The 13,422-nt window shown below is 42.3% G+C and carries 13 protein-coding genes; 9 read left to right on the top strand and 4 right to left on the bottom strand.

What is annotated here, in order from left to right:
* Positions 1–60 precede the first annotated feature (60 nt).
* From EXT47_RS10795 to pabB, 4 genes are all read right to left on the bottom strand, one after another.
* Positions 61–291, bottom strand: coding sequence for a hypothetical protein (locus EXT47_RS10795; protein ID WP_017218017.1), 231 nt, complete (start codon positions 289–291; stop codon positions 61–63).
* A 430-nt stretch (positions 292–721) separates the two neighbouring features.
* Positions 722–2,098, bottom strand: coding sequence for an L-serine ammonia-lyase (locus EXT47_RS10790; protein WP_010369030.1), 1,377 nt, complete (start codon positions 2,096–2,098; stop codon positions 722–724).
* Positions 2,099–2,266: 168 nt separating this feature from the next.
* The gene (locus tag EXT47_RS10785) at positions 2,267–2,782 is read right to left on the bottom strand and encodes a CoA pyrophosphatase (protein ID WP_235368043.1); all 516 of its coding nucleotides are present in this window, start codon (positions 2,780–2,782) and stop codon (positions 2,267–2,269) included.
* A 34-nt stretch (positions 2,783–2,816) separates the two neighbouring features.
* Positions 2,817–4,166, bottom strand: coding sequence for an aminodeoxychorismate synthase component I (pabB, locus tag EXT47_RS10780; protein WP_130126577.1), 1,350 nt, complete (start codon positions 4,164–4,166; stop codon positions 2,817–2,819).
* 164 nt (positions 4,167–4,330) lie between these two features.
* Here pabB and EXT47_RS10775 point away from each other — a divergent pair, with 164 nt between their 5' ends.
* From EXT47_RS10775 to EXT47_RS10735, 9 genes are all read left to right on the top strand, one after another.
* The gene (locus EXT47_RS10775; protein WP_010606398.1) at positions 4,331–5,857 is read left to right on the top strand and encodes a fumarate hydratase; all 1,527 of its coding nucleotides are present in this window, start codon (positions 4,331–4,333) and stop codon (positions 5,855–5,857) included.
* A 430-nt stretch (positions 5,858–6,287) separates the two neighbouring features.
* The gene (locus tag EXT47_RS10770; RefSeq protein ID WP_010369022.1) at positions 6,288–7,328 is read left to right on the top strand and encodes a Glu/Leu/Phe/Val dehydrogenase; all 1,041 of its coding nucleotides are present in this window, start codon (positions 6,288–6,290) and stop codon (positions 7,326–7,328) included.
* 49 nt (positions 7,329–7,377) lie between these two features.
* Positions 7,378–8,022 (top strand): CatA-like O-acetyltransferase, encoded by a 645-nt coding sequence (locus EXT47_RS10765; RefSeq protein WP_039492471.1) that lies wholly within the window; start codon positions 7,378–7,380, stop codon positions 8,020–8,022.
* 403 nt (positions 8,023–8,425) lie between these two features.
* Positions 8,426–9,196: a DUF3450 domain-containing protein gene (locus EXT47_RS10760; RefSeq protein WP_039492469.1), complete on the top strand. Its 771-nt coding sequence runs from the start codon at positions 8,426–8,428 to the stop codon at positions 9,194–9,196.
* A gap of 6 nt (positions 9,197–9,202) precedes the next feature.
* The gene (locus tag EXT47_RS10755; RefSeq protein ID WP_039492663.1) at positions 9,203–10,564 is read left to right on the top strand and encodes a MotA/TolQ/ExbB proton channel family protein; all 1,362 of its coding nucleotides are present in this window, start codon (positions 9,203–9,205) and stop codon (positions 10,562–10,564) included.
* Positions 10,564–11,088, top strand: a complete 525-nt coding sequence (locus tag EXT47_RS10750; protein WP_039492467.1) for a MotA/TolQ/ExbB proton channel family protein — start codon at positions 10,564–10,566, stop codon at positions 11,086–11,088. Before EXT47_RS10755 ends, EXT47_RS10750 begins: the two co-directional genes overlap by 1 nt.
* Before the next feature lie 14 nt (positions 11,089–11,102).
* Positions 11,103–11,507 carry a biopolymer transporter ExbD gene (locus tag EXT47_RS10745; RefSeq protein WP_045961628.1) on the top strand — a complete coding sequence of 135 codons (405 nt, stop codon included), beginning with the start codon at positions 11,103–11,105 and terminating at the stop codon, positions 11,505–11,507.
* Positions 11,507–12,124 carry an energy transducer TonB gene (locus EXT47_RS10740; RefSeq protein WP_010369012.1) on the top strand — a complete coding sequence of 206 codons (618 nt, stop codon included), beginning with the start codon at positions 11,507–11,509 and terminating at the stop codon, positions 12,122–12,124. Before EXT47_RS10745 ends, EXT47_RS10740 begins: the two co-directional genes overlap by 1 nt.
* 10 nt (positions 12,125–12,134) lie before the next feature.
* Positions 12,135–13,394 carry a hypothetical protein gene (locus EXT47_RS10735; RefSeq protein WP_017218010.1) on the top strand — a complete coding sequence of 420 codons (1,260 nt, stop codon included), beginning with the start codon at positions 12,135–12,137 and terminating at the stop codon, positions 13,392–13,394.
* Positions 13,395–13,422: the final 28 nt, after the last annotated feature.

Below are 13,422 nucleotides of genomic sequence, written 5' to 3'. Positions count from 1 at the left end.
TGAAAAAACAAACAGGTTAGAGGGTGATTTAACCTGTTTGTAATCTTTGGTGGGTGGCTATTATAAACTGTTAATATCCTTTTTAACTTGATAACCTTCGTCAGTAACAATCTGCTCAAGAATGGCAACTCTTGATTTCAAAGCATTAAGCTCTGCGTGCAATTGGTCTCGTTCTTTTTGGCTTTGCGAATCTAACTTTTTGTATTCTAAACGGCGTTTATACATTTCGCTAAGTATGCCTCCACCAACGCTAATAAGTACAATTAAAAAAACCATCGTAGTGCCGGACATAATCAATTTACTCCTTTTTGTTGATAATTGATGTTGATATTTAGCTTAGTCGTATTTTATCCATCTATTACCGTATGGATGTAAATAGCCTGAATTTCTGATAATGCTTATTTATCATGGGTCTTGTGGAAATTATTCCATGGTTACTACATATTGCCTTTACTAAATGACAATAGATACTTTTGCGTTAGCAAGGTGATTAAGTGCTGTCACCGTAAAAACTCTATTGTTGTAAACGGCAGTAGCTATATAAAGGTTTTAACCACTATGCGCTATTTTACCGCTTACTCTAGTCTAAAGTTAATTATTCATGCTTATAAAGAGTAAACTAAAATCAGTAATTTAATCTGTATACACCATAAAAAATGGCACCATGATTTGCCATCATGATGCCATTAAGTCATCTATAAAGTGAACTGACAATTGTCAGTTAGCACTCAATAATATTTACTGCCAATCCACCGCGCGCGGTTTCTTTATACTTGGTTTTCATATCGTTACCGGTATCAAGCATCGTTTTAATCACTTTATCTAGTGATACTTTTTGATCGCCCGTACCGCGCAAAGCAAGGCGAGATGCGTTAATGGCTTTAATAGAACCCATTGCATTACGCTCAATACACGGAACTTGCACAAGCCCACCGACAGGGTCGCAGGTTAGACCCAGATTATGCTCCATACCAATCTCGGCTGCGTTTTCAACGTGTATAACGTTACCACCCATTATTTCAGTTAAAGCGCCAGCAGCCATTGAGCACGCAACACCTACTTCACCTTGGCATCCAACTTCGGCGCCAGAAATTGAGGCATTCTTTTTATATAAGATCCCAATCGCCGCTGCGGTAAGTAGGTAACGTGTGGCAATCTCTATATCCACTTCTTTGATAAAAGTGTGATAGTACATTAACACCGCTGGAAGAATACCGGCTGCACCATTGGTTGGTGCGGTCACTACGCGGCCGCCCGCTGCATTTTCTTCGTTGACTGCAAGGGCAAACAAATCCACCCAATCCATTGCGCGCAGTGGATCTTGGTGTGTTTCTACACTGAGTTTTAAATACAGGCTAGGTGCGCGACGACGAACCTTTAAACCGCCCGGTAAAATACCTTCGGTTTTCATACCACGTTCAATACACGCTTTCATTACCTGCCAAATGTGGAATAGCGTTTCTTTGATTTCAGATTCTTTACGTAGCGTTTTCTCGTTGGCCATCATTAACGAAGACACACTGAGCCCAGACTCTTTACACATTTCCAGTAGCTCGGCGGCTGAATTGAATGGGTAAGGTGCTGGGTTTTCTGTTCTGATATCTAGCGCTGCTTGCTTTTCAGCTTCAAAATTCTGATCGGTAACGATAAAGCCACCACCAATCGAGTAGTAAATTTGGCTATGAGCAAGCTCTTCGCCTTTATATGCTTTAATTTCCATTGCATTGGAGTGCTTAGGCAGCGTTTTGCGACGGTGAAAAACAATCGCACCTTGCTTAGGAAATTTTACTTTATGTTGCTTGTCGAGATAGATAACCTGTTCATTTTCTATGGTTTCTAAGATCTCTGGTACTAGATCTGCATCAATGGTCTCAGGGTCGTAACCCGCAAGTCCTAAAATAACAGCCTTGCCAGAGCCGTGGCCAATACCGGTTTGGCCTAAAGAACCGAACAGTTCCACTTTCACCGAAGTGATATCATCAACGATGCCTTGTGCCTGAAGGTCTTGTACGAATAACCTAGAAGCACGCATTGGTCCCACTGTATGAGAGGAAGAAGGGCCAATACCGATACTAAACATATCGAATGCACTGATCATAAATTTTACTCACATTGCCTTTAAAACGGACGCCATCATAACGTGTCTACTTTGGGAAGTAACCCATAATCGGCAAAAGTATATGCCAGTTTTGCAGTAAGCATGATAGAAAGGTCTCTAATCTGCAAGGTGGAAGGGGATTTTAAAAAAGGTCTTACCAGTTAAGGGCTAAAATAGGGCGGTGAACTGTTTGACGATTTTTGCCGTTGCGCCCCACAGTAAACCGTGCGGTGTCATAAACCCGTCGAGTGAAACGGGTTTGCCTTTATTGGTAAAATGGAAGGTTCGCCAATTCTTGGCCATGCTTAATTGGTTTAATGGCACCGTAAAAGTATGTTGCACTTCGTCGCTTTGATTCACCCAAGTCGCATCTTGTTGTACAGAAGCAACAACGGGGGTGATTTGGTAGCCGGTGAGCGTTTGCATAAACGGCAATATGCCCAATACTTGAGACTCAGAGATTGTCAGACCTATCTCTTCTTCGGTTTCGCGCAGTGCTGTGTTGATGATATTGCTATCTTGTTGTTCGACTTTGCCGCCCGGAAAGCAAATTTGACTCGGGTGGCTCGGCAATTCGCTGCTGCGTTTGCAAAACAACAGGTGGGCTCGAGCGTTTACATCAACAATAGGAATAAGCACCGCACTTTGCTTTAGAGTATGCAGTGTGGTTGGTGTTTGCGCCATTATGGGCGCCAACATAAATTGCGATATAACCTGATCAATCTTCATTTAATACCGGGAGGATTTTATTCACTTTGTGGTAAGTCTCTTCAAATTCCAACTGTACTTGAGAGTCTTTGACTATACCACCACCTGCCCAGCAATGTATCTTATTTTGATGACAAACTAGGGTTCTGATAGTGATAGAGGTATCCATATTACCACAGGCGCTAAGGTAGCCGATTGAGCCGCAATAAACGCTGCGTCTGTGCGGCTCCAGCTCTTCGATGATTTCCATGGCACGGATCTTAGGGGCACCTGTTATGGAGCCACCGGGGAAGGCGGCTTCGAGTTGATCAACAGCACATTTTTCTTCTGCCAGTTTAGACGTTACCGTGCTGACTAGATGGTGAACCGCAGGAAAACTTTCGATTGCAAAGAGTGATGGAACCGCAACAGAACCCGGCTTGGCCACTTTACCCAAGTCGTTACGTAGTAGGTCAACTATCATGACATTCTCGGCTCGGTCTTTGCTGCTGTTTCTCAGTTTTTCAGCTTGCGCTTTATCGGCGTCAGTATTTGGTAACCTTGGCAAGGTGCCCTTAATCGGCTTAGTTTCTACAATATTGTCTTTAACTTGGATGAAGCGCTCTGGTGACACGGAAACAATGGCACTATCGCCCAAGTTAAAAAATGCTGAGAAAGGTGCTTGGTTGTGGTTTCGAAGTTTTTTATACGCGAGCCACGGCGCGCCGGAAAAGCTCGCACTGAATCGTTGTGCTAGGTTTATTTGATAACAGTCGCCACTTAGCAAATAAGATTGAATGCGCTCAAAATTTTGCTCGTATTGTGCTCTAGTCATGTTTGATTGCCACTGTGACGTCAGTCTAAATGGTTCAAAATCTGAGGTGTCCTCGAGCCGCTGCAAATACATCTCTAGCCTTTGTGTATTAGGTTGTGACACATAAAACCAAGCTTTGAGTACTTTGTCATAAATTAACGCGTCTGGATACAAGCCAACACAAGCATCGGGGAGCCGAATATCATGTTCTGCACAATGTGGAATGTGTTCAATATAACGGCCGAGATCATAGCCAAAATAACCAAGCCAACCGCCATTAAAAGGTAAATCATGGGGAGCACTGCAATTACTATACTGGGCAAGCTTATCTTTCATCACAGTGAAAATAGAATTACTCTGCAGTTCGCCGTCTAAAAATACATTTCCGTCTTTAGCTTCAAGTAAATTAATTGGTGCAATCGCAATGATATCGTAGCGGCTATTGATGTGATCGGAATCGCTTGAATCTAACAGGATAGCCTGAGATCCGTTTGCAAAGTGTTCAAATAATTCTAGTGCATTATGCCTAATGTCTAATTTCGTACAGTTTATTCGCTCGTTTATCATTTACTTGACCTGCAAAGCTAGCCCCAAACGGGCGGGGAGGTTATCATAGTTACCTGCTATTCCATAGTTTAAGGTATTGAAATTGACTTTCTGACGCTGAATAACAACAATTGCCAGCGAAAGTTTCAATACCAAAAAATACCGTCGAAAATTGAGGAACCGTCATGAGTACAATCCGTCAGCAAGACTTTATTGATAGCATTGAAGATGCGCTTCAATATATCTCATTTTACCACCCACTTGATTTTGTCCAAGCATTAGAAAAAGCCTACGAAAAAGAAGAAAGTAAGGCCGCGAAAGATGCAATTGCACAAATCTTAATTAACTCACGTATGTCAGCAGAAGGTAAGCGTCCACTGTGTCAAGACACTGGGATAGTAACCTGCTTTGTTAAAGTCGGTATGGACGTTAAGTGGGATAAAACTGACTTGACGGTACAACAAATGGTAGATGAAGGAACTCGTCGTGCCTATATGAACCCAGATAATCCGCTACGTGCATCAATCGTTGCCGATCCTGCTGGTAGCCGTAAAAATACCAAAGACAATACGCCTTCGGTAGTACACATTGATTTAGTACCTGGTGCTGAAGTTGAAGTGATGATTGCAGCGAAGGGGGGCGGCTCTGAAAACAAGACTAAAATGGTGATGCTAAACCCATCAGATGATGTTGCAGAATGGGTAGAAAAAACATTACCGACAATGGGCGCTGGTTGGTGTCCTCCAGGCATGCTAGGGATAGGTATTGGTGGTACAGCAGAAAAAGCGGCTGTATTGGCAAAAGAGTCTTTAATGGATCCAGTTGATATCCATGAGCTGATGGAACGCGGTGCCGAAACCGCAGAAGAAAAACTGCGTCTAGAAATTTTTGAACGTGCAAATAAGCTAGGTATTGGGGCACAAGGCCTTGGTGGTTTAACAACCGTTGTTGATGTAAAAATCAAAACGGCACCAACACACGCAGCGTCTAAGCCAGTGGTTATGATCCCTAACTGTGCAGCTACACGCCACGTACATTTCACACTAGATGGTTCAGGTCCTGCAGATCTAAAAGCACCAAAGCTCGAAGATTGGCCAGAAGTGACTTGGGAAGTGGGTGAAGATACGCGTCGTGTCAATCTAGATACTTTGACTAAAGCAGATATCCAAGAATGGAAAATGGGTGAAACTGTCCTGCTTTCAGGCAAAATATTAACTGGTCGAGATGCGGCGCATAAACGTCTGCAAGAAATGATGAATTCTGGTCAAGGCTTGCCAGAAGGTGTCGATTTCACTAATAAGTTTATCTATTACGTGGGTCCAGTGGATGCTGTTGGCGATGAAGTCGTGGGTCCTGCAGGTCCTACCACATCTACACGTATGGATAAGTTTACTGATCTGATGTTAGAGAAAACCGGTCTTATCGGTATGATCGGTAAAGCCGAACGCGGTCCAGCAACTGTTGAGTCAATCAAACAAAATAAAGCCGTGTACCTTATGGCTGTTGGTGGCGCTGCGTACTTAGTGGCAAAGGCAATAAAGAAATCGCGTGTTGTGGCGTTTGAAGACTTAGGTATGGAAGCTATTTATGAATTTGAAGTAGAAGACATGCCGGTGACGGTTGCCGTTGATAGCAATGGTGAAAATGCGCATACTCAAGGCCCTGCAATTTGGAAAGCTCGAATTGAAGAGTTAGATAGCAAACTTAGTTAATCAGCTATACATTGATGGAGAGTACAATAGGTACTTTCCACTTTAAACATTCTGCTTCAGTGTTAAATTGAGCAGCCGAAGTATTATTTAGGAGGCTATTCGCCTCCTTTCTTGTATGGATATGTTTACAATGACTATTTACCTTCCGTTTACGTAAACAGTAACTTCAGAAAAATTCAATAAGTTAAATTAAAATTCCTTTAAATTTTTCATTTATGGTTTGTTTTTCCTGTATCTGTTTTTGTTTTGAATTAAATATTTGTATTTGCTTTGAATTGGGTTTATATCATCTCAATTTGTGGAATGGTGCTAGAGTTAGTGATAGAGTCTTGCCAATTTCAGCGCTATTTGCCCTTGGTGTGGTATTGAACGCAAAGTCACACCTAAGAGCTTACCCGTATGGGATAGATAATTTTTGGAGAAGAAGAAAGTGGCTGTATTTAACCAAGTTGAATTTGATAACCATGAGCAAGTCGTATTCTGTTCAGACGAAGCATCAGGCCTTAAAGCGATTATCGCGGTACATAACACTAAACTAGGTCCTGCGGTAGGTGGCTGTCGCCTATGGAATTATGCCTCTGACGAAGACGCAGTATATGATGTACTGCGTCTGTCTAAAGGGATGACATATAAGAATGCGGTTGCACGTTTACCGTTTGGTGGTGGCAAATCTGTCATTATTGGCGATGCTAAGACTATCAAGTCAGAAGCGCTATTCAGAGCGTTTGGTAAGCACCTAGACCGTTTAGGTGGCAGTTACTACTCAGCTGAAGACGTAAACATCACCACCGGTGATGTAATGGTAATGCATAAAGAAACAAACTACGTAATGGGTCTTGAAGGTAAAAGCGGCAACCCTTCTCCATTTACTGCGTTAGGCACATTCCTTGGAATTAAAGCAGCTTACCAGCACAAGTATGGTCACCAAGATTTGGCTGGTATCAAAGTTGCCGTGCAGGGCTTGGGTGCAGTTGCTTACACTCTATGTAAGCATCTCCATGAAGCGGGTGCAGAGCTATTTGTTACAGATATTAACGAAGAGTCAGTGCAACGAGTGGTTAATGATTTCAATGCGACTGCTGTTGGTATCGACGAAATCTATGATTTAGATGTTGATGTGTATGCGCCGTGTGCACTAGGTGCTACGGTAAATGACGACACTATTCCACGTATCAAAGCCACGATCATTGCAGGGTGTGCAAACAACCAGCTTGCAGAGTCTCGTCATGGTGAGATCATTCGTGAAAAAGGCATTTTATATGCACCAGACTATGTGATTAATGCTGGTGGGATCATCAATGTTTACTATGAAACAAAACCTGAGGGTTATGATGAGGCTGCAGCGACTAAACACGTAGAAGGTATCTACGACACGCTAACCGAAATCTTTAAGCGTTCTGAAGATGAGAAAGTTTCAACACATATAATTGCTGATAAATTAGCTCAAGAGATTATTGAAAACGGTCTATAATAACAGCGCCGTTTAATTACCAGAGAGGGGCACACGCCCCTTTTTTTGTATGAAAAAGAAAATACCTCTTGATACTTGGCCTCGCCAAGAACACTTTTCGTTCTTCAATGATTTTGCCCAACCTTATTTCACCGTTACTGTCAGCTTACAAATGGAAAGAGTTTACGAAATGAGTAAACGTAGTGCCGTTCCGTTTTCTCTTAGTTGCCTATACGCACTACAACTGGCATTACAAAGCTATACCCCCATTCGTTATCGTATAGAGGCTGGAGAGGTGATTGAATATGATGCTGTAGAAATTAGCAGTGTTTTTCTGCGAGGGGATGAAACCTTCAGATTTGTAAGGCTTGCACCTGAAAGTGATTTCAACCGCTTTATTAGCGCCAATATTCATAGCAAAACTGAACAACTAAATGGGCCGCTTGTCAGTGAGCAATTTTTAATGGAAAGTCAGGTGCCAAATTGCGTTCATGTATCTATACTTCCATGGTTATCTTTTTCCAGTTTTGGTCATGCGAGACACAGTAGAGATGACTTTGGCATCCCAAAATTTGTGTTCGGAAAATACAATAAAGCAGATGGTACGATGCCATTTTGTATTGAAGTCCACCATGCCTTAATGGATGGTCTACACGTCGCTGAATTCGTTCAAGTTCTGCAGGAAAAAATAGATCAAGCGATTTGGGATAGATAAACAAATTTTGCGTTAGTTCGCAGAAGATGAAATAATTTGCGTTCTTTGCAATGAAAAATCTAGCTTATATTGCTGTTTTTATAGGTTATTCATAATTTCTATTTGGAATATCTATTCAATTTATTGGAATAAATCTGATGTAAAATATTGTAAACAGCGTATGCAAAAGGTTGGTTTTACAAAGGATGTGTATCTTTTGCTGTGTTTTTGATGTTAATTTTTTGTTTTGTATATAATTATTACTTATTTATTGACAAAAAATGTTTTCACAGTGAAGTTGACACATCGTGTTGCATTTAGCATTATTGGACAGTTGATATCTGTCAAATGATATCAGGGTTGCTCTCACGTTGGTGAGAGCGCGAAAATTATAAAAGTAACATTACTTAATTGGTTGGGAACTATGTCTGTTAAAATCAGAAAGAGTCTTGTAGCTACGGCGCTTTTAGGCGCGACAGCTTTTGCAAGCAGCAATGTGATTGCAGATCCTTTGAATGACATACAAAAAGTAGGTCAACAAACTCAAACGGCTGCTAAAAAGTCTCAAGAAAAGATTGATAACCTTTACGGTCAGTCTCAAGAAATGATCGCGGAATACCGTGGTCTGGTTGAAGAAGCAGAACTGCTTAAAGTGTATAACGATCACGTTGCACGTCTTGTAGCAGATCAAAATGCAGGTATTGAGTCTCTTGAGCGTCAGATTGGTACTATTGACAAGACAAAACAGGACGTTGTGCCTTTGATGTATCGCATGATCGATACGCTTGAGCAATTCATCAAAGCGGACGTTCCGTTTAATCAAGAAACACGTCTAGAGCGCGTTGAGAAACTTCGCGGCATCATGACTAACTCGTCTGTAACGACTTCTGAGAAGTTCCGTCAAGTTCTTGAAGCTTACACTATTGAAACTGACTACAGCACAACAATGGTTGCGAGCCAAGGTTCTCTTGAGCAAAATGGCAAAAACATCAATGTTGACTTCGCACGTCTTGGCCGTATCGCATACGTAGCCCAGTCGTTCGACCAAAAACACGCTTGGGTTTGGAACAACGACTCTAAGCAATGGGAGCTACTTGGCGAAGAATATCTTAAGCCAGTTAAGAGCATGATCCGTATTGCACGTAAGCAAGCGGCTCCTGAACTTGTAAACCTACCTATCTTTGGCGCGGAGTAATTAATGATGAAGAAACTATTTAAAGGTTTTGCAATTGCTGCAGCGTTAACAGTTTCTGCTGGTGCCGCGCTAAATGCACACGCAAACACTGAAGCCTTAGACAAAATCCTAGAGCAGGTTAAACAAAACCGTATCTCTGAAGGCAAGATCAACAAGCAGCGCGAGCAAGAGTTTTTAAGTGACCGTGCTGACAAACAAGCATTGTTGAACAAAGCGAAGCGTGAACTTGCTGCAGAAAAAGCACGTGGTGAGCGTTTAAATGAACAATTCAAACAGAACGAAGTGACGCTTGCTGAGAAAGAAGTTGAACTAGAAAATGCCAAAGGTACACTTGGTGAAATGTTCGGTGTTGTACGTCGTTCAGCTGCAGACGCTATTGGTTCGATCGAAGCTTCACTAGTAAGTGCTGAAAAACCAGGACGCGCTGAAGTACTTCGTTCACTAGCTGAAGCGAAAGAGCTTCCGACTACTCGTGAACTTGAAGACCTTTGGATTGCTTTCCAAACTGAAATGACTGAGTCTGCGAAAGTAACTAAGTTTGAAGCTGAAGTTGCTGAGTTAAATGGTGACATTAACGTTAAAGAAGTAACTCGTGTTGGTAACTTCAACCTTGTAACTAAAGATGGCTATGTTATTTACGATGCTGAAAACAAACAAATCGTTCCACTTGGTAAGCAACCAAGCGGCGAGCTAGGTGGGGTTGAGCGTCTAGTCAGTGCATCTGCTAATCAGTACGTTAAGTTTGCAGTTGACCCAACTCGTGGTTCATTACTACGACTTAACACTCAACGCGCAACTCCGGAAGAGCGTTGGCATCAAGGTCAAGAAGTTGGTTACATCATCACTCTCTTACTTGCTGTTGGTGCGTTAATTGCACTAGTTCGATTCATCGATCTAACGATTGTTAGCTCTAAGATGAAAGCACAAATCAAAAACGCTAATAACCCTAACACAAATAACCCACTTGGTCGTATCTTGAAAGTTTACCATGATAACAAAGACCAAGACGTTGAAAACCTAGAGCTTAAGCTTGATGAAGCTATTCTACGTGAAACTCCACGCATCGAGATGGGTGTAAATATCATCAAGATTCTTGCGGCTATCGCGCCACTACTAGGTCTACTAGGTACCGTTGTTGGTATGATCATGACATTCGAATCAATCACACTACATGGTACTGGTGATCCGAAAATCATGGCAGGTAACATCTCTCTAGCGCTAGTAACAACAGCACTTGGTCTTATTGCAGCTCTACCTTTAATTCTACTTCACGCTGTTGTACATGGTCGTAGCAAAGCAGTTCTACACATCCTAGATGAGCAAAGCGCAGGTATTGTTGCTACTCACGCGGAGAAGGAGAAAGCCTAATGTTAGTCCTGATGGAGATATGGGAATCTATCAGGGATTTTGTTGCTACAGGCGGCGATGTATTATACGTGGTCGCAATAGCACTCTTTCTAATGTGGGTTTTAATGATTGAGCGCTATTGGTTCCTACTCGGTGAATTTCCTAAAATGCAAAAGGAAATCGTCGCTAAGTGGGACGCCCGCCAAGATACTACGTCTTGGTACGCACACAGAATCCGCGATGCTTGGATTTCTGAAGCGTCTGAAAAATTAGATGAGCGCATGTTGATTATCAAAACATTGGTTGCAATGTGTCCATTAATCGGTCTTTTAGGTACAGTGACAGGTATGATCACAGTATTCGAAACGATGGCTACTCAAGGTACGGGTAACGCACGATTAATGGCTTCAGGCATTTCAATGGCTACGATACCAACAATGGCTGGAATGGTTGCGGCACTATCAGGTGTTTTCTTTAGTACGCGTTTAGAAGCACGTGCAAAAATGGCTAAAGAAAAGCTAGTTGATAGCTTGCCTCATCACTAGAGAGAGATTGAACTATGGCACGTAAACAACGTTTTCGTGAAGAGGAAGATGCAGCAGTAGATATGACGCCGATGCTAGACATCGTATTCATCATGCTTATCTTCTTCATTGTAACCACTTCTTTTGTAAAAGAAGCTGGTATTGAAGTTAACAAGCCAAAAGCGGCACAGGCACAAAAGACTAAGAATGCGAACATCTTTATCGCAATCCGTGAAAACGGTGAGATTTGGATGGACAAGCGTCAAGTTGATGTTGAACGTGTAAGTGCAAACCTTGAAAGTCTGATGGCTGAACAACCTACTGACGTGGTTATTATTCAAGCTGACAAAGGCGCGAAGCACGGTGTAGTTGTTCAGGTTATGGACCAAATTAAAGCGACTGGCGACAATCTGAAGATTTCAATAGCTGGAGATCAGTAATGATTCGACTTCTGTTTTCACTTCTAGCAGGTGGGGCAGTAACTCTCGGCTTGTTCTTTTTCATGTCATATCTTATCTCCGGAGGAGCAGATAGGGCAGATGTACAAAAGGAACAAATCGTAGTCGAGATTATGTCGAATCCGCCTGAATCAAAGGTGCAGCAGCGGAAGCGTGTCCCGCCTCCGCCGCCGCCACCACCTAAGCAGCCGCCAAAACCGCAGCCGCCTCAGCCAGACACGGCTGATCCTTCTGCGGGTAACATCGGTTTTAACATGCCTAGTATTGACCTAGGTGGTACTGCAGGTGGTTTATCTGGACCTGGCGAGTTTGGCCGTGATGGTGATGCAACACCTATCGTTCGAATTGAGCCAAAATATCCACCTCAAGCCGCTCGTGATGGCAAAGAAGGTTGGGTACGTTTATCTTTCACAATCAATGAGCTAGGTGGAGTCGAAGATGTTGAAATTATCGATGCTGAACCAAAGCGTATCTTTGACCGTGAAGCGAAGCGTGCACTTCGTAAGTGGAAATATCGTCCTAAAGTTGTTGATGGTAAGCCACAGAAGCAACCTGGCATTACAGTCCAGCTTGATTTCACACTAAACCAAGGTAATTAAGGAGGCAGGCATGAAAAGTTTACCCAAATTTACAGCTCTTGCTCTTCTAATTGCATTGACTGGTGGCATTTACTCAGAGTCAGTTTCTGCTGCGCCTAACTATGAAGAAATAGAGAAGCGTAAAGCGGCAAAAACTAAGATTATGGGTGAGCGAGTAGGTAAAAAAGTTGCCAAAGCGTTCGAATTATATAACGAAGAAAAAGTCGATGAAGCGATTGCAATGCTTCGCGAGCTTGACCCTTCAGATGATTTCGATAAAGCAACGGTTAACCGTTACCTAGGTCAGCTTTATGCTCAAAAGGAAAACTACGGCGAAGCGATTAAGTATACGCGTTTAGCTATTGCTCCTGATGCGCTTAACTTTAAAGATCAAGGCGATCTAATGAAGTTGCTTGGTGATCTTCTGCTAGGTACTGAAAAGTACTCAGAAGGTATCAAAGCCTATGAAGCGTGGATGGACTTTACGGGTGAAAATGACCCTAAAGTGCACGGTCGTATCGCGCAGGCTTATTATGAGTTAAAGCAATATACTAATGTTATTGCTCCAGCTGATAAAGCTATCGCAGGTGTAGAAGAGCCAAATAAACAATATTATCTGATGAAAGTCGCAGCTTACTTTGAATTGAAGCAATTCAAAAAGGCTGTAGAGGTTGGTGAAGAGTTAGTACGTGTTTTCCCTGAAGACCCGAAAGCTTGGACACAACTAGGTGGCTTTTATTTGCAAACCGAAGATTACAGTAAAGGTATGACTGTAATGAAGGTGGCGTATAGCAAAGGTTACTTTGAAAAAGAGAATGACTATAAGATTCTTGGAAGCTTATACTCTTTGACAGAAGATCCTTGGCGTGCAGCTCAAACGTTCGAAAAGGCTATGAAAGATGGCAAAATCGAACGTACAAAGCAAAACGTGACAGCGCTTGCAAGTTATTACCACCAAGCTAAACACATCAGTGATGCTGCTAAATACTATGAAGAAGCTGCTAAATTTGACGATGACGCAGAACTTTATGGAAGAGCAGGTGGCCTTTTACTGCAAAATCTGCAGTACAGTGCAGCAGTAGTTAGACTAAATAAAGCTTTAGAGCTTGGTACCAAAAAGAAAGGCAGTACATATGCTGATCTTGCGGAAGCTTACTACTATCAAGATAAGTTCAAACAAGCTTATGCAGCAATTTTGAAGGCGAAGGAAGATCCTAGCACTAGAAGATTTGCGATTAGCTGGTCGAGCTTTATCAAAGAAAAAGCACAACGTAGGGGTGTTAGCCTCTAATTAAAAAGCCCCGAAAGGGGCTTTTTTG

Source organism: Pseudoalteromonas sp. CO342X (genome assembly GCF_004208915.1).
Taxonomy (GTDB): Bacteria; Pseudomonadota; Gammaproteobacteria; order Enterobacterales; family Alteromonadaceae; genus Pseudoalteromonas; species Pseudoalteromonas maricaloris.
Note: the sequence above shows the minus strand (reverse complement) of the source record. Positions and strands in the feature narration are given on the sequence as shown.

What these genes read in the sequence shown, in the direction of transcription:
- EXT47_RS10745 (WP_045961628.1), top strand. Translation starts at nt 11,103, where the DNA reads ATGGCACGTAAACAACGTTTTCGTGAAGAGGAAGATGCAGCAGTAGAT.
- EXT47_RS10750 (WP_039492467.1), top strand. Translation starts at nt 10,564, where the DNA reads ATGTTAGTCCTGATGGAGATATGGGAATCTATCAGGGATTTTGTTGCT.
- EXT47_RS10785 (WP_235368043.1), bottom strand. Translation starts at nt 2,782, where the DNA reads ATGGCGCAAACACCAACCACACTGCATACTCTAAAGCAAAGTGCGGTG.
- EXT47_RS10735 (WP_017218010.1), top strand. Translation starts at nt 12,135, where the DNA reads ATGAAAAGTTTACCCAAATTTACAGCTCTTGCTCTTCTAATTGCATTG.
- EXT47_RS10765 (WP_039492471.1), top strand. Translation starts at nt 7,378, where the DNA reads ATGAAAAAGAAAATACCTCTTGATACTTGGCCTCGCCAAGAACACTTT.
- EXT47_RS10775 (WP_010606398.1), top strand. Translation starts at nt 4,331, where the DNA reads ATGAGTACAATCCGTCAGCAAGACTTTATTGATAGCATTGAAGATGCG.
- EXT47_RS10795 (WP_017218017.1), bottom strand. Translation starts at nt 291, where the DNA reads ATGTCCGGCACTACGATGGTTTTTTTAATTGTACTTATTAGCGTTGGT.
- EXT47_RS10755 (WP_039492663.1), top strand. Translation starts at nt 9,203, where the DNA reads ATGAAGAAACTATTTAAAGGTTTTGCAATTGCTGCAGCGTTAACAGTT.
- pabB (WP_130126577.1), bottom strand. Translation starts at nt 4,166, where the DNA reads ATGATAAACGAGCGAATAAACTGTACGAAATTAGACATTAGGCATAAT.
- EXT47_RS10760 (WP_039492469.1), top strand. Translation starts at nt 8,426, where the DNA reads ATGTCTGTTAAAATCAGAAAGAGTCTTGTAGCTACGGCGCTTTTAGGC.
- EXT47_RS10790 (WP_010369030.1), bottom strand. Translation starts at nt 2,098, where the DNA reads ATGATCAGTGCATTCGATATGTTTAGTATCGGTATTGGCCCTTCTTCC.
- EXT47_RS10740 (WP_010369012.1), top strand. Translation starts at nt 11,507, where the DNA reads ATGATTCGACTTCTGTTTTCACTTCTAGCAGGTGGGGCAGTAACTCTC.